Annotated in this window: 15 protein-coding genes and 3 pseudogenes; 2 read left to right on the top strand and 16 right to left on the bottom strand. The window is 38.6% G+C overall.

What is annotated here, in order from left to right:
• From HMPREF0083_RS00005 to HMPREF0083_RS00060, 12 genes and pseudogenes are all read right to left on the bottom strand, one after another.
• Window positions 1-403, bottom strand: a pseudogene (locus HMPREF0083_RS00005) (D-serine ammonia-lyase); the annotation flags it as partial.
• A gap of 89 nt (window positions 404-492) precedes the next feature.
• The gene (locus tag HMPREF0083_RS00010) at window positions 493-1,374 is read right to left on the bottom strand and encodes a Cof-type HAD-IIB family hydrolase (protein ID WP_021618807.1); all 882 of its coding nucleotides are present in this window, start codon (window positions 1,372-1,374) and stop codon (window positions 493-495) included.
• 25 nt (window positions 1,375-1,399) lie between these two features.
• Entirely contained in the window at window positions 1,400-2,182 is a 783-nt protein-coding gene (locus HMPREF0083_RS00015; RefSeq protein ID WP_021618808.1) for a DeoR/GlpR family DNA-binding transcription regulator, read from the bottom strand.
• Between the two features lie 23 nt (window positions 2,183-2,205).
• On the bottom strand, window positions 2,206-3,219 hold the full coding sequence (locus HMPREF0083_RS00020; protein WP_021618809.1) for an ABC transporter ATP-binding protein: 1,014 nt from the start codon (window positions 3,217-3,219) through the stop codon (window positions 2,206-2,208).
• Entirely contained in the window at window positions 3,219-4,091 is an 873-nt protein-coding gene (locus HMPREF0083_RS00025; RefSeq protein ID WP_021618810.1) for an ABC transporter permease, read from the bottom strand. Before HMPREF0083_RS00025 ends, HMPREF0083_RS00020 begins: the two co-directional genes overlap by 1 nt.
• Window positions 4,091-5,002, bottom strand: a complete 912-nt coding sequence (locus tag HMPREF0083_RS00030) for an ABC transporter permease (protein ID WP_245191292.1) — start codon at window positions 5,000-5,002, stop codon at window positions 4,091-4,093. Before HMPREF0083_RS00030 ends, HMPREF0083_RS00025 begins: the two co-directional genes overlap by 1 nt.
• A 6-nt stretch (window positions 5,003-5,008) precedes the next feature.
• On the bottom strand, window positions 5,009-5,845 hold the full coding sequence (locus tag HMPREF0083_RS00035; RefSeq protein ID WP_021618812.1) for an alkaline phosphatase family protein: 837 nt from the start codon (window positions 5,843-5,845) through the stop codon (window positions 5,009-5,011).
• A complete protein-coding gene (locus HMPREF0083_RS00040) occupies window positions 5,835-6,947 on the bottom strand; it encodes an ABC transporter substrate-binding protein (RefSeq protein WP_021618813.1) in 1,113 nt (370 codons plus the stop codon). Before HMPREF0083_RS00040 ends, HMPREF0083_RS00035 begins: the two co-directional genes overlap by 11 nt.
• A gap of 534 nt (window positions 6,948-7,481) precedes the next feature.
• A complete protein-coding gene (locus HMPREF0083_RS00045; protein ID WP_021618814.1) occupies window positions 7,482-7,922 on the bottom strand; it encodes a hypothetical protein in 441 nt (146 codons plus the stop codon).
• 26 nt (window positions 7,923-7,948) lie between these two features.
• On the bottom strand, window positions 7,949-9,991 hold the full coding sequence (locus HMPREF0083_RS00050) for an MMPL family transporter (RefSeq protein ID WP_021618815.1): 2,043 nt from the start codon (window positions 9,989-9,991) through the stop codon (window positions 7,949-7,951).
• A 246-nt stretch (window positions 9,992-10,237) separates the two neighbouring features.
• Window positions 10,238-11,614 (bottom strand): sensor histidine kinase, encoded by a 1,377-nt coding sequence (locus HMPREF0083_RS00055; protein ID WP_021618816.1) that lies wholly within the window; start codon window positions 11,612-11,614, stop codon window positions 10,238-10,240.
• Window positions 11,611-12,291, bottom strand: coding sequence for a response regulator transcription factor (locus tag HMPREF0083_RS00060; RefSeq protein WP_021618817.1), 681 nt, complete (start codon window positions 12,289-12,291; stop codon window positions 11,611-11,613). Before HMPREF0083_RS00060 ends, HMPREF0083_RS00055 begins: the two co-directional genes overlap by 4 nt.
• A 352-nt stretch (window positions 12,292-12,643) precedes the next feature.
• On the opposite strand from HMPREF0083_RS00060, the gene HMPREF0083_RS27690 reads away from it, so the two are divergent.
• Together HMPREF0083_RS27690 and HMPREF0083_RS27695 are read left to right on the top strand one after the other, a co-directional pair.
• Entirely contained in the window at window positions 12,644-12,781 is a 138-nt protein-coding gene (locus HMPREF0083_RS27690; RefSeq protein WP_245191295.1) for a hypothetical protein, read from the top strand.
• Window positions 12,762-12,911 carry a hypothetical protein gene (locus HMPREF0083_RS27695; RefSeq protein WP_155847221.1) on the top strand — a complete coding sequence of 50 codons (150 nt, stop codon included), beginning with the start codon at window positions 12,762-12,764 and terminating at the stop codon, window positions 12,909-12,911. Before HMPREF0083_RS27690 ends, HMPREF0083_RS27695 begins: the two co-directional genes overlap by 20 nt.
• Window positions 12,912-13,119: 208 nt before the next feature.
• Here HMPREF0083_RS27695 and HMPREF0083_RS00070 read toward each other — a convergent pair.
• The 4 genes and pseudogenes from HMPREF0083_RS00070 to HMPREF0083_RS00080 form a co-directional block, all read right to left on the bottom strand.
• Window positions 13,120-13,434 (bottom strand): annotated as a pseudogene (locus tag HMPREF0083_RS00070) (GNAT family N-acetyltransferase); the annotation flags it as partial.
• A 116-nt stretch (window positions 13,435-13,550) separates the two neighbouring features.
• A pseudogene (locus HMPREF0083_RS29995) lies at window positions 13,551-13,616 on the bottom strand (QacE family quaternary ammonium compound efflux SMR transporter); the annotation flags it as partial.
• Window positions 13,617-13,729: 113 nt separating this feature from the next.
• The gene (locus HMPREF0083_RS00075; RefSeq protein ID WP_021618820.1) at window positions 13,730-14,518 is read right to left on the bottom strand and encodes an SDR family NAD(P)-dependent oxidoreductase; all 789 of its coding nucleotides are present in this window, start codon (window positions 14,516-14,518) and stop codon (window positions 13,730-13,732) included.
• 28 nt (window positions 14,519-14,546) lie between these two features.
• A partial coding sequence (locus HMPREF0083_RS00080) for an MFS transporter (RefSeq protein ID WP_021618821.1) occupies window positions 14,547-15,376 on the bottom strand: 830 nt, incomplete at its 5' end.

The following is a 15,376-nucleotide window of genomic DNA, read 5'->3' on the forward strand; positions in this document are numbered from 1 at the left end:
CTTCTGCATGCTTAAGAACCTCATAAATACCGCCTCTTGCTTTAATAGAACCTGAAATAGGAAGATGGCTGTCGCATTTTAATAAAAATCTACCTCCAAATTCCATCTTATAGGTTGTTTCTACATGTTTTTGCATAGAAGGGATTTCAACGATAGGAGATTCAATCATCCCATTTAACTTTCTTGTTTCAGGAAAGGCTTTAGCGATGTACGGAGCAAAGCGTTTTAACCTTTTCTCTGCCTCGTTTACATCATTTTTATTAAGTAAAGCCTTTGTTATTCCCGCTTGAAATCCTTCATGTTTTGGGTTTAACCAAAGCACTTCTTTTGTTGAAACTAGTTTACTTATTATAGGATACTCTTCTTTCCAATATTGTTCATCTTTCCCTTGAATCACTTTCATTTTTTCTCCTTTTCATGGCACATGTTATATGAGCTTACCTATTACGAATTGAAATACTTAATAAAAATCGCAGACTAGAAGATATAAAGTTAGTTACATTGTGTTTGAATCACAAGTTTATCAAGGTATTGATAAATGGCATGAGCCACACCATTCTCATCATTCTTAAGCGTTGTCATTGTACAAGCATCTTTTATCTCATCTTTTGCATTTCCCATAGCTACACTGTATTTGGCTTTCTGGAACATAGATAAATCATTGTTACTATCTCCAATTGCTATCGTCTGCTCTAAAGAGCGATTTGTCAAAGAAACTAATCTTTCAAGGGCAATTCCTTTTGAAGCGTTTTTGCTAGTGATTTCAATGTTGTGATTGGCAGATGAAACGATAGTTAACGCAGAAAATTTCTTGAATTGTGTACATCCTTCTTCTAATTTCTTTTTATCCAAAGAACACACGAGAATATTATAAAAATCTTCTTCTTGTTGTAGGATATCATGATAGTTTTCAACGAAAATATACCCAAATTGATCCAATTGTCTTTCCGCTATTTCAACTAATTCCCTCGTATCTGCATCTATATCTGCGTTTTTTATCTTTTGAATTTCATTATAGAAGTTTTCTCTTTCTTTTCTAATGGTATAAATCGCCTTATCCGTAAACACTTCATAGTAATAATTCCGTTCGTTTAACCATTGGAGAATAGATAGAACATGATTTTTCTCTATCGTAGTAGCAGAAATACGCTTTTCATCTTTTGAATGAATGGTTGCGCCATTTGTGCCGATTACAAATGTAGAAAGTCCAGCCTTTTCACAAATTCTTCTTACATCAAAATACGCTCGGCCTGTCGAAATAACTACTTCAAAGCCCTGCTCTTGAGCATATTGAATTGCTTTTATATTTTCTTCACTAATTTCATTTTGATCGTTTAATAGTGTTCCATCTAAGTCTATTGCAATTAAACCCATGGCGTCTCGCTCCTTTTATATATTGCTATGCTTCAATCCAATCGATTTCGTTTAATTCCGAATGATTCTTCCATGCCTCTGGAGCTGATTGATCACAGACCATGACGTCGATTTTTCTTAAGGGACAAACTTTACAGAATGTATCCACACCAAATTTTGAATGATCAGCTAACAAAATAATTTGTTTTGATACATCGACCATGGTACGGGAAACCAATGTCTCATTTAAATGATAATTGCTCACACCATTTTGAATAGAAACACCGCCCGCTGAAATAAATGCCTTATCGATATTGAATTGATTTAACATTTGCTCAGTTAGACGACCGCTTACAGATTGCTGTTTCGGATCAATCTGTCCCCCCAGTAATAAAACCTCTCCTGTAAATTTTTTTTGGTTGAGAGATTCGGTTAATACAGCCGAAACTGGAATAGAGTTTGTTAAAATTATAATATTCTCTTTATTTTCGATAAAATGAGCAAATTCAACCGTAGTTGTCCCTACATCGATGACAATTACATCTCCATTGGAAATAAGGTCTGCCGCTGCTTTACCGATTTTAATTTTCTCTTCTTGATTCACTGTAGTACGCTGTGTAAACGGAGGTTCCCCGGATTGAAAGATTGTTTTAATTGCTCCTCCATACACTTTTTTTAGTAATCCGCTTTCCTCTAGCATTGTCAGGTCCCGGCGAATGGTTTCCTCTGAAACATTGAATTTTTTAGCTAAATCAATGACTTTTACCTTTCCCATCTGTTTAAGTTCATTTAAAATCTCATTCTTTCTTTCCTCAGGTAAAATGAACACGTTATCACCTTATTATTTATAGTTTATAAAACAATGCATTCTTTCTTTGGGATAAGTATATGGACATGCGAGCCCTTCTCCAGAATTTTTCTTTGGTGATGAAGCGAATCTACGTGCAAAATAGAACCATCTGTTTCAACTTCGTATCTTAAAACATTTCCTGTCATTGAAATATCTCGAATAAATCCTCCGATTGCCCAATTATCCTGTGTAGTCAGGATATCTTGAGCAACAGGAAGCAATTCTAGAACCTCAGGGCGAATTGCTACTTCATGACCCTTTAATTCTATATTGCCAACAAGTTTATTAAAAACATTGATGTTTAGAACATTATAATTCCCGATAAATTTTGCAACAAATGTATTGAGCGGAGACGTATAAATCTCTGATGGAGCGCCTGACTGTACAATGATTCCTTGATTCATGATAAAAATTTTATCAGACAGAGTCATAGCTTCTTCCTGATCATGGGTAACAAAGATCGTTGTGATCTCTAATTCTCTTTGAATTCTTTTTAATTCCTTTTGTAAGTTTTTTCTGATTTTTGCATCCAATGCACTTAACGGTTCGTCCAAGAGCAACACTTTCGGTTTCATCACAAGTGCCCGCGCAAGAGCAACCCGCTGCTGCTGTCCGCCGGATAATTGATGTGGATAAGCTCCTTCTTTTCCGGTTAAATCAACCATATCAATCATGTTTTGAACCCTAGATTTGATATTACTCTCTTTTTTCATTTTAAGTCCATATGCGATGTTATCGAAAACCGTCATATTCGGGAAAAGGGCATACGACTGGAACACCATACCGACCTCACGCCGACGCGGTGACAAGTGAGTGATATTTTTTTGATCGACCAGTATGCTTCCTCTATCAACTTCTTCAAGCCCTGCAATGGAACGTAATAATGTACTTTTCCCACATCCGCTTTGCCCAAGAAGTGTAGCAAATTCCCCTTTTTGAAGTGTTAACGAAATATTATTTAGAACGACTTGATTCTCATATGTCTTAGTTACCTGGTTAATGGTTACATAGCTCATTAATTTTCACCTTCTAAAACAGTAGTTTTTTTAGGGGAGCGCTTCTTGAAAACCGAAAAAGTTTGTTTCTTATTTAACAGAATGGGACTTTTTTGATTTCGAAAAGTGATTTTTAAAACGGCCCCTGTTAAAAGTAAAATCACCGAATAATACGTAATAACGATTGCACTCGTTAAGTGACCGCTTGTATTTAATTTGTCGGAAAGATAAATTTGAAGAGTTTCAAATTGACCTCCAACGAGCAACTTAGCAAAAGAAAACTCGCTAAACAAAAGGGCCACTGATAATAGAGTGGACACCAGAATACCGGATAGAATATTTGGAAACACTACTGTTCGAAACGCTTGGAATTTTGATGCGCCCAATAACTCAGCTGCATCAACAAGTTCTACTGCATGAATGGTACGGAGACTGTTCCGAATCCCCTGATACATAAAGGGTAAAATCGTAACAAAATAAGCGCCGATCAAAATCCAAGGTGTTCCAGAAATTTGAATCGGTCCATTTGAATATAACTTGATTAACCCGACAGCCCCAACAATTGGCGGGATTCCATAAGGAAGCATGGCTGTTGCTTGAAGCATTCCTTCCCATTTACGAAAATATACGGTGATGATAAAAATGGTTGGAAGCATAATCAGAACGCTAAGCCCTACAGACATAACAATCAAAAACAGTGTACGTTGAAAGGCAGCAAAAAACCGTTCATCTTGAAACAATTCAATGTACCACTTTATGGTAAACGACTCAGGTAAAATGGTATGATCCCACTTGCCAGCAATGGAAAACAAAAAGGTTCCAATAAGCGGAAGTAACAAATAGACAATAAGTAATCCAACCGCCATTTTATGAAAAGTCAAGGAAGATTTCATTATAAATCCCTCCGAATGCGGCGCATCATTCGTTGATTAAACCACATCGCTATGATCATCGTCGAAGCTAGAAGAACACCCAACGCACTACCTAGCTGCGGTTTTAATGTAACATCACTGGCAACGAGAGCCGCAATTTGTAGTGACAATAAATTATAATTGCTGCCGACTAAGGCATATGCTGTAGCATAAGCGCCCATCGCATTCGCAAACAAAATACTAAATACACCTGCAATACTTGGTAACAAAACTGGTAGACCAACATGGAACCAAAACTGCAGTTTAGAAGCTCCTAGTAGCGCTGCAGCTTCTTTCCATTGTTGTTTAATCCCCTGATAGGCAGGATAAAGAAGCATCACAGCCAGAGGGATTTGAAAGTAAATATAAACAAGAATGAGTCCTGTCCAAGAATATAAGTTAAACCCTGCAAACACATCCCATCCAAGCTTAGCAAAAAGTAGCGTAAACAACCCATTATTTCCAAGTAAAATAATGTAGGAGAAGGCAAGGGGAATGCCTTCAAAATTAGAGGTCATATTGGAAATCATAAGTAAACGATTTTGTGCCTGCTTCGAAAATTTTGTAAACGAAAGGGCGACAACAACGGCCACCACGATAGAAGTTATGGCAGAAAACAATGAAATAAAAACGCTATTATAGATGGCTTGTACGTAAAATTTACTTGTAAATATGCTTACGTATTGATCAAGGGTAATCGAAATTCCATCATCTGCATAAAAACTATTTATAATCATGGAAACAAGCGGTCCAATTTCAAAACTAATAACAAGAAGGATAAATGGTAGTAAAAGAGCTGATAAATACAATGTTTGCTTCCTTATTTTTGCCAAGATCTTTCGCTCCTCTATATATGCTTGCATTTGGTTGAATTGATCTGGCTTTACAGCCAAATCAATTCAACCTCCATATACCATTTCTTTCATTCCAGGCAATCGATATGAAGTCATTTTACCGGTTCGCTCAATACCCAGAAGTTCACAAACGATTGGTGCAAAAGCTAACTGGGGAACTACTTCCTCATGAATTCCCGTTTCAACTCTTGGACTGATGACAAAAAGCGGTACATCACGTTCACCATCAGTTGTGCCGCCATGGTTGCCGTATTCACTCATGCCATGGTCAGACGTAATTAAAATATGGTAACCTTCTTTCATCCATATAGGTAGAAGCTGTGCTAATAAGCTTCCCATTTTTAAAATTTGCTCACGATATTCTTTAGATTCCGAACCATATTTTTCCCCTTTTACATCAACCCCCATAGGGTGAATATATAAAAAGTGAGGATCATACTTTCTGCGCAAAGCCTCAGCATCCATCAACACATGACTGTCTGGATAATCATCATCCCAATAGAATCTTCCATATTGAATAGGTTTGGACTCATCTTCCTGTTCACGATCTTCAATAAAATGGAATGGTGCACGATTATAAAGTTCGCTTACCCAGTAATAAGACGCTGTTGCATTTTTTAAGCCGTTTTCTTTCGTAAGATGAAAGAGGCTTTTCTCGGTAGATAAACGAACGGTTTGATTCGATGTGATTCCATTCATTGATACGGACGTACCTGTCAATAATACTTCGTATAATGGACGGGAAAGACTGGGAAGCTCCGATTTTACTTTGTAAAGTGCCGCTTGGTTCGTTTCAACCAGGTGTTGAATAAATCCTAACGACTCACAGGCTTTATCGTATCGCATGCCATCAACAACAATTGCTATAACTTTATTTGACATTTACTAACACCTCTTCTTGCCAAAGCTGTGGTAAAGTAGCCGCTGTTTTTTCCCAAGCTTTTGGGTCTTCGACTGGTTTTGCATTTTTGTATTGTTCTTTTGGAAGTAGCTTGTCGGCTACTTCTTTTGGAAGCTTTACATCACGAATTGGACGAGCAAATCCTTTGGCTAAGTTAATTTGTCCCTGATCACTTAAGATGTATTCTCGAGTTAGCATGGCTGCATAAGGATGCTTTGCATATTTGTTAATGATAGTTGTATAACCACTTACTACCGAACCTTCTTTTGGAATGCTTATGTCAAATTGGTCACGGTTTATTTGCTCAGCATAACTAAGTGCATTGAAATCCCAGACAATTGCAACTTCTACCTCACCTTTTTCAATGTTAGCTGGCTTTGCATCCGTGAGACTAAGGCGACCTTGCTTGGCAAGTTTAGCAAAATAGTCAAGGCCTGGCTTAATATTCGATTCATTACCGCCGTAAGCAATAGCCGCAGCAAGAACCCCCATCTGATTCTGCGCTCCACGTTGAACATCTCCAATGGTTACTTTGTAATTTCCTTTCAAAATGTCATTCCAGGATTTCGGCGAGTTTTTCACCAATTTCTTATTAGTAAGAAATGCAATGGTTCCTTGGTACCCCACAATCCAGTCTCCGTTGTCATCTTTCGCCCATTTGGGGACTTCATTCCAATAGGAGGTTTTATATGGAAGAGTTAGCCCTTTTTTTTCAGCAATGGGTCCAAATGAAATTCCCACATCACCGATATCAGCGGTTGCATTCCCCTTTTCGGATTCGAATTTGGCAATTTCCTCAGCACTGGATAAGTCTGTATCTGTATGTTTCAATGTATATTTCTTTGTCACGTCAGCCCACGTTTCTCCCCAATTTGCCCATGTATCAGGCATACCAAGACTGTTGATTTTTCCTTCTTTCTTTGCTTTCGATTCAATTTCTTCAATCGTTAATGAACCTGAATCAGCAACAACGGGAGCAATCGATGTCTCTTTTGTTCCACAAGCAGCTAAACCTAGTACGCTCATTCCTAATATTCCGGCTTGAATGAATAGAAAAGGCTTCTTGTTCCATTTACCTTTCATCAAAGACTCCTCCTACCAATTTTGTTTTGTTTATTTTTATGTTGTTTGTTTACTGTTTTAGCATACTTCAACAGTATAAAAACCACATTAAGCCAATGTTAAAGCTTTGTAAGGTTCTGATGTGAAAAAATTTTCTAGAAACATAGAACACTCATATCCTATTTAAATTACGTGGCTAATCCAGACAAATTAATCCTTATTCTGGACAGATTTCTCCCTTTAGTTATATAGGAAGTGTTGCTCTGCAGAAGTCAGAGGCCGTACGAGGGTACATTGCAACATTGAAGGTTTCGGATAGATTACAAACCTTGTGGTATAATTTAATATGTTATTTCGTGCTTCAAACTAAGCATTACTACTATTTACAACCTACACGATAGGACCACCTCGTTCATAATGGCTATAGCTATTGCCGATACTGGACGCATAAAAAAGGCGTATCAGCAATGCTGAAGACGCCCTATACTGTATTCCTTGCTTATTTCAAACCACAGCACCACAAGACAATATTTAGTGGTTTAAAGTAGCAGTAAATTAAATTTTCGTACTTACAATCAGTACAACAGAAACAATGAGGACCATGAAAGTAGTCAGCGTAGTCAAATAGCCGGACATCCTTATGTTCTGGTTCTGTCCGATGCTCAAACGCTTTTTCACTTTGCTTCCTAAGATGCCCGTTAGCACAAGAGCAAGCAGAATAATCGTACCGCCGCCCTTTTCCATCATATCTAACCAAAAAGGCTTATTTGGCCCTATCTCCATTTGAACAATCATAACGACTCCGCTAATCAAAACAATGACTGCACTAGGATGAGCAAACATACTGAAGATATGGATGACTCGTTTAGCCAACGTATTGGACTCTTGAGAACCGAGCTGCTTTTTTAATATCAACAGCATAACCACGATGGCAAATAATGAGCCAAGCCAAGTAAATAAACCCGTAAGGTGTAAAAACAACATAAATCCAAACATGCATTCCCCTCCTTTTTACGCTCTTTCTAATCCATTGAAATAGGTACAGACTGTTTCTTTCTATTGCTTCGCTTTCCAATAAGAGTAATGATTGCAGGAAGTAGCATCCCTCGAACAAGGAACGTGTCGATTAAAATTCCCATTCCCATTGTTAAACCAAACAGAAAAAGTTCCTGTAGTGGTTGCGTGATAAGTACACAAAATGTAGCCGCGAGTATAATGCCCGCTGATGAGATAACACCGCCTGTTAAAGCCACGCCACGGCTTACGGCCTGCTCCCACTCATAGTTTCGCGCCTCCTCCCTAATTCGTGATACAAGCATAATGTTATAATCGACACCTAATGCGATAAGGAAAACAAATGTGTATACAGGTAAGCGATAGCTGATCGAATCGTATCCTAAGATACTGTGGAATACCATCCAGCCCAGACCCAAAGTTGCTGCGTACGAAAGTAACATCGTCACTATCATCGTCATTGCTAACCTAACAGATCGAGCCTGGAATATAAGCATAACGGTAATGAGCACTGTAATCAGTGAAAATACCATGATGGTATCTTGTTGATTCATGTTCCGTACATCCAATTGCTCCGCCGTTTGCCCAGCATAATGCAAGGAATATCGTGAAGGATCAAAACCACTTTCTTTTAACAGTTTCTCGCTATTGTTTCGCAATGTGTCCAGTAAATCCAAAGCCACCTCGTCATAAGGGTTTTCTTGCAAAGTCATTTGAAGCTTAATCGCATGATTTTCCTGCGACAAGAAATTTCTTGGCAAGGTGGCATTCGCTTTGGACAGGTCCGGCGTAATGTCCGGTGTAATTGCTTTTATGTTTCCCTGTTTCTTCAATGATTGTGTCAAGGAAGCTACTTTTTTAACAAAAGATGGTTCTAATGCGATTTCCTTGTCTGACTGCAAAATGACAGACACTGGTGCTAATTGTCCTGGCGAAAACTGTTCTTCTAAAATCTCAAATCCTTGACGGGATGAAATATCGCTTGGGAATGAATTCATCAGGTTAAATGAATATTTCATTGTTCCCATATTCAGGGAGGCAAGGACGAGCAGAATAAGTAGAACACCTGCCGTAATTGCTGGTTTCTTCGTTACGAAAGCACCCATTTTTGTCCAAAATCCAGCCGGCTTTCTTTCTTTGTCCTCTATCTTCGGAACGAAGGGCCAAAACGCTGTTCGTCCTACCAAGGCAAACATAGCCGGAATCAGTGTTATTCCTGCGAGAAGAATCACCCCCATGGCGACAGAAAACACCGGGGCAAAGTAGTGATATGGTTTAAATATCGCCGTGAACAGCGTCACCATAGCAATTAACACCGTTCCACCGCTGAATAAAATGGGTTCTGTTACTTGAGTCAATGCGACTTTCATGGCATCATATTTTGAGCCAACCTTTTTTAACTCTTCCCGATAGCGGGATAAAACGAACAGGCAGTAATCTGTTAGTACAGCAAATAACAGGATCATCATAATAGAAAGAGCTTGCTTGTCTACGACAAACCATCCGTTTTTGGCTGCTAATCCTAATATCCGATCCACTACCTGATACACCATTCCTGCAATAACTAACGGAATAACAGCAAGAAGAGGGGAACGATAAATGATGACCAGAATGACCAGAATCAATCCAATCGTTGCAAACATCAAAACGAAGTCAGCATTTTTGAAAAGTGTAATCGTATCCGCGGCAATACCAGCCGGTCCCGTTATTTCAAACTGCAAATTTTCTATTCCTATTTGTTCCACGTAACTTCTGATCTGTTGCAACGTCTCATATATTTGGTCTGATTCTATCCCTTTTTGCATGGCAATATTCAGCAGGATGGTCGTTTGATCTTTGGAAAACATTTTGTCCTGTACGGCTTTTGGAAAACGATGAAACGGCAAGGCACTGGCTACATACTTCGGTTTATTGTCAGAGGAAAGCCATTTACTGATTTCTGTAATTTTTGCGCGTTGCTCTGCAGTCATTGCGCTCTGTCCATGAAAGACGAGCAATGCCACTACCCCATCTTTGGTAGGAAATTGTTCATCTACTAATGTTTGAGCCACAGCTGAAGGGGTGTCGTCGTGTATACTTCCTTCACCGCTGCTTATCGCATATTTTTTGGCTCCTGGTGCGATTCCGCTTAGCGCGATGATAACAAGAAGCCAACCGACTAAAACAATTTTGGCACCTTTCGGGCTACTTAGAAGCGAGCCAATTGGTGTATGAGACGATTCATTATGTTCTTAACCTCCTGTCCTTACTCTCATGTCATTCTAGGACAGGAATATGAACGTACGATGAACGAAAGATTACAAGCGAGGTAACCGTACCGTAAAAATGGTTCCTTTACCGAATTCACTTTGCACTTCAATGCTTCCATCATGTAGAGCAATAATTTTTTTGGCAATGGACAATCCCAATCCGCTTCCCGAACGGGAACGATTCCTTGCCTTATCTGCTTTGTAAAATCGTTCGAAAATATGAGGTAGCTCCGATTTAGGTATACCGATTCCTGTATCACTAATCTTCACTATAATGTCCTGTTCAACAAAAGCTTCAATTCGAATGACTCCTCCTGAATGGGAAAACTTGATGCTGTTTGTAACAAGGTTAAGCCATACTTGATATAAAAGCTGGGGATCAGCGTTAATTACGATGTCAGACAAGCTCAATTCCACCGACAATTGTTTCTCCGTCCATTGCCATTCCGTGACGATTAAGACTTGGCGGATTTGTTCATCCAAACGAAAAGCAACACGTTTCATGGCACCGACTTCTTTGTCCAATGCTGCAAGGGTTAAGAGCTGCTTACTTAAAGATGACAGGCGTCGGCTTTCTTCTTCAATGATTTGAAGGTATCGCTCTTCTTCTTCGGGCGTTACTTCTTTATTAGAAATTGCTTGAGCGAAACCTTGGATCGATGTTAAGGGGGATTGTATTTCGTGTGATACATTGGCAACAAATTCTTGTCTCATATCATCAAGTTGTTTTAATGAATGTGCCATATGCGTAAAATGCCGAGATAAATTTCCGATTTCATCCTGCCGCGAAATGTCCATTTCGATGTCATAATCCCCACTAACAATTTTATTCGTCGCTTCCGTTAACTTTTTTAGAGGTTTCACAATGTATCGGGTTAAAATAACAATCAAAACAAGGCTAAATAAAAAAGTAAGCCCCAACAGTACCGCCAGTAATATTCGTACCTCACCAATTTGCTGCTCCAAATTTGGACGTATAAATAAAGCATAGGTTTGTCCATTTACTTTTACCGGAAGACCTACACTATTTCGAATGCTATTTTCAAAAAATCCAGTAGCCATCAGTAAATGATGTTCTTCTAAAACTCCATGATAGGTTTCTCCCTCTAGCACACGACGGATGTTCTCCTTTTCGAATTGCTGATGTTTAAAAGGATCTCCATAGAAGGTACCTTGTAGCTGACTATTAACGGCATAAATTTGAAATCCCATGTTTGCGATATGAGACAAATAATTGTCCAAATCAAGATTTGGCATTTGCTCATATAGCGCTCGGATTTCCTTTCCTATCTTTAGAATTTTTTGTTCGTTATATCCTCTCAGCTTTTCAAAGTAATACACGTTAGAAAATGCAAGTGCAAGAATGCTGCTAATTATTGAAATCAAGATGAACGTAATAACAATACGTATATAAAGTGTCTTCATTCTTCACATACCTCAAGCTTATATCCTAAGCCACGTATTGTTGTGATAACAAAGTCGTTGGTTTTATTAGAGAAGCGCTCACGCAAGCGTTTGATATGTACATCGATCGTCCGGCTATCTCCTTCATAATCTGTGCCCCAAATCAATTCGATTAACTGCTCCCTCGTAAAAATACGTCCTGGATTACTTGCTAATTGTGATAATAGCTCAAATTCTTTAAGTGGCATACTGATGACTTCTTTACCGATTTTCACTTCATAACTTTTCCTATCGATAAACGTATTGTTTAACTTAATCATTTCTGATGAAACCATTTGATAACGTCGCAATAACGCTTTGACTCGAAACAATAACTCCTTCGGCTCAAATGGTTTTACAACATAATCATCGGTCCCTGATAAAAAGCCTTTTTCTTTATCCTCTATCTCTCCTTTTGCAGTCAACATAATGACAGGGATATCATAATACCGGCGTATTTCTTCACAAAGTTCCCAACCATTTTTTGCTGGCATCATAATGTCTACAATGGCCAGGTGCACTTGCTGGTTTTCCAATACATAAGAGGCTTGTTCACCGTCTTCCGCTTCAAACATGATGTATCCTTCCTTATTGAGGGTGAAACGTAATAATTCTCGAATGTACGGGTCATCATCTGCAACTAAAATATGAATTACCAAATCTAATACACCTTCTTCTATTCTTAGTTCATTTGCTGTTCATCTAGGTTACAATTATAAATTACCTGCCTTGAACCAAATTATTACCCAGTACTTATGATTAAAAACCTCTTAACTTTATTGTTGTAAATCATATCCATCAATTATAGATAGAAGAGATTTGAAAAGTAACCCTAACGTCTATAAAAGTTATATGCATTACTTTTAATAAACCAATCCATCAGTTTATATTGATTTTAAATAATCAATATGAACTGAAAATGAATATCAGGTTACAAAAGGGGAGATTCCACATAAAAAATGCCCACTTTTCCAAATTTATCTTGCCGTTGATACGGAAAATGAGCTCCCTATTGCTGCAGACGTCACACTTAGTCATGTAAATGATGGCGACATAGAGCCTACTTTGATGAGTAAAGCAGCTGAAGCTTCAAATACCAACATTAAGTTTGTCATGATGGATGCAGGCTATGAATCAGTTAAAGAATGATGAAGTTGCTCACAAACTAAAGGCACAAGCGATTATTCCACTCAATGTACGTAATGAAAAAGATCCACCGAAAGGATTTTCGACTAACGGAACACCACGTTGCTCCATGGGTTTTGACATGGCATATTAGGGGGCATTACAGACAAACAGTACATAAAGTTTCGCTGTCCTTATGCTATAGGAAAAGTTGACTGTCCACATGGTTCTGCCTGGTGCTCTTCCTCTAAAAGTAAAACCTCGTTGGATGTCAACGAGGTTTTACTTTTAGAGGAAAATATGTCACGGACTAGAGCAGGAACCTTGTCACTACCTCTTTAAGAGGGTAACACGATAACTTATTATTTCATTTCTAGGTACTGCTGCTGAAAAATACACATTCTTATGGCGTTATGATAGCTGCCGTCAATGAAAAATTCATCCTTCAGCTCACCTTCAACTGAAAAACCAACTTTTTTGTAAATATGAATCGCCTTTTCATTTTTCTTATCCACTACTAGATAAAGCTTATGCATATTTAATACAGAGAAGGCGTAATCCATTGCCAAACGAGTTGCAATAACAGCATAGCCATGACCTTGATACTTTGGATCGATGATAATTTGAAATTCTGCTCTACGATGAATATAATCTATTTCCACTGGCTCGGTAAAGCCTTTTGAAAACTTTAATCTCAATGCCTACGTTACTACGATATCATCTTTAAATCAATGACCCCTATTAAAATAAGACCAAGTGATATAAACTCCGAAATACGAATACGTTCTTTAAACTATAAAACACTAACTAAAGTGATTTCTATACTACCAATACCAGTCCATACCCCATAAGCAACTCCAGTATTGGAAAATCTCCAATAACTTCTTTATTGAAGATAGAGCGATCACAGGATGTATGATCGCCCTAAATATTTTAGCGCCAAATCATTTCCTTATATATTTCCAAGCTTTTTTACTTAGTCCCCATTCCTCCATCAACGGCTAATATTTGTCCTGTACAATAATTAGAAGCTGCAGAGGCAAAGTAAAGGACAGCTCCTACTAAATCATTATCTTCGCCTAATCTTCTTAATGGAACCTGGGAAGAAAGAATCGGGCCGGCTTTTTGTACAAGCGTTCCTGGTACTTCAGGGTCATTCATTCCAGTTTGGAAAATTCCAGGAGCAATGGAATTCACATTCACTCCATGGCGACCCCACTTGACAGCAAGATCTTTCGTTAAAGTCATCACTGCACCCTTGCTTGTTGTATATCCTACAGAATCTACTATTTCCGGGTCCGTACCTTTACATCCAACAATAGAAGAAATGTTAATGATTTTTCCGTATTGGTTCTCGATCATATGTCTTCCAACAGCCTGACACATCAAGAATGTTCCGGTAACATTTGTATCGATCATGTCTTGCCATTGTTTTAAAGCCATTTCGGTAGCTGGCGATTCCGAAACCGTTCCGCTACTGTTGATTAAAATTTCAATCTTTCCAAAATGAGAAATGGCTTTGTCAACACCCTGACGCACGGATTCAGGATTTGTGACATCTAATACCAGGGCGAGTGCTTGTCTTCCTAACGCTTCGATTTCTTTCACAACCTTCTCACAAACCTCTATGCGACGCGAACATACTACAATGTTTGCACCTGCTTCCGCCAACGCCAATGCCATAAAACGCCCTAATCCACTACTGCCTCCTGTAACCATTGCTGTTTGTCCTGTTAAATCAAACATTTTTTCAAATGACATTTTAGATCTCCTCCTAGATATATGGTATTTAAATGCTAACCTGCTCCTCTGCTTTTATCGTTGAATGACTTTTCTTTGTGGGACGTACACCGATCCAAAACAACAATCCGATAACGAACATAACAAGGGAAGCTACTTGAAACCCATAATGATATCCCATTGCCTCAGTCGCTGCGTGTTGAATAAGATAACCGAATGCGAGTGGAGCAATCATACTTCCTGTATTTGAAAGAGCAATGTACATCCCTTGTGCCTTTCCGATGTTTTGGGCAGAAAAAAGGTCCATCAATACGGCAGGTCCGATTGAAAGAACGAGAATCCCTAAACCTGGAGCAAGCGTGAAGAACAGTATCGAGAGAGCACTCGAACTCACGACACTTCCAAGGCATAAACAAATAGCGGATAGCACCATCGAAAAACCCGCAAGATTTACCCGTGCTTTACGAATATCCTTTGTTTTTCGATAAAGCCTATCTGATAGTATGGCAAATCCAATTTGACTAATGGCAGCGAAAAGAAAAGGTAGCGCCACCGCTAGTTTTAATGTTTCGCCATTGAAATGTTGAATTTTGGTAAAGTATGCTGGATACCATATCACTTGAATGGATAATAACCAATAGGCGCACCCTCCACTCAAAACGATAAAAACAAAATTTTTAGAAAATAAATACGGAAGAAACTGACGCCAAGAAACCCTAGAGAACGTTGATGAATGCTGCTCCTCTTTATCAAATGAAGGCAACCCGATTTCTTGTGGACTCTCTTTACCGTAAAACAGCCAAAAACCTACCCAAATCATTCCAACAATACCCATGGCTACAAAAGCAGATCTCCATCCATATTGATCGATCAATGAGA

The sequence above is a fragment of the Aneurinibacillus aneurinilyticus ATCC 12856 genome (assembly GCF_000466385.1).
GTDB lineage: Bacteria > Bacillota > Bacilli > Aneurinibacillales > Aneurinibacillaceae > Aneurinibacillus > Aneurinibacillus aneurinilyticus.

What these genes read in the sequence shown, in the direction of transcription:
- HMPREF0083_RS00010 (WP_021618807.1), bottom strand. Translation starts at nt 1,374, where the DNA reads ATGGGTTTAATTGCAATAGACTTAGATGGAACACTATTAAACGATCAA.
- HMPREF0083_RS00020 (WP_021618809.1), bottom strand. Translation starts at nt 3,219, where the DNA reads ATGAGCTATGTAACCATTAACCAGGTAACTAAGACATATGAGAATCAA.
- HMPREF0083_RS00025 (WP_021618810.1), bottom strand. Translation starts at nt 4,091, where the DNA reads ATGAAATCTTCCTTGACTTTTCATAAAATGGCGGTTGGATTACTTATT.
- HMPREF0083_RS00035 (WP_021618812.1), bottom strand. Translation starts at nt 5,845, where the DNA reads ATGTCAAATAAAGTTATAGCAATTGTTGTTGATGGCATGCGATACGAT.
- HMPREF0083_RS00040 (WP_021618813.1), bottom strand. Translation starts at nt 6,947, where the DNA reads ATGAAAGGTAAATGGAACAAGAAGCCTTTTCTATTCATTCAAGCCGGA.
- HMPREF0083_RS00045 (WP_021618814.1), bottom strand. Translation starts at nt 7,922, where the DNA reads ATGTTTGGATTTATGTTGTTTTTACACCTTACGGGTTTATTTACTTGG.
- HMPREF0083_RS00055 (WP_021618816.1), bottom strand. Translation starts at nt 11,614, where the DNA reads ATGAAGACACTTTATATACGTATTGTTATTACGTTCATCTTGATTTCA.
- HMPREF0083_RS27695 (WP_155847221.1), top strand. Translation starts at nt 12,762, where the DNA reads ATGAATCAGTTAAAGAATGATGAAGTTGCTCACAAACTAAAGGCACAA.
- HMPREF0083_RS00075 (WP_021618820.1), bottom strand. Translation starts at nt 14,518, where the DNA reads ATGTCATTTGAAAAAATGTTTGATTTAACAGGACAAACAGCAATGGTT.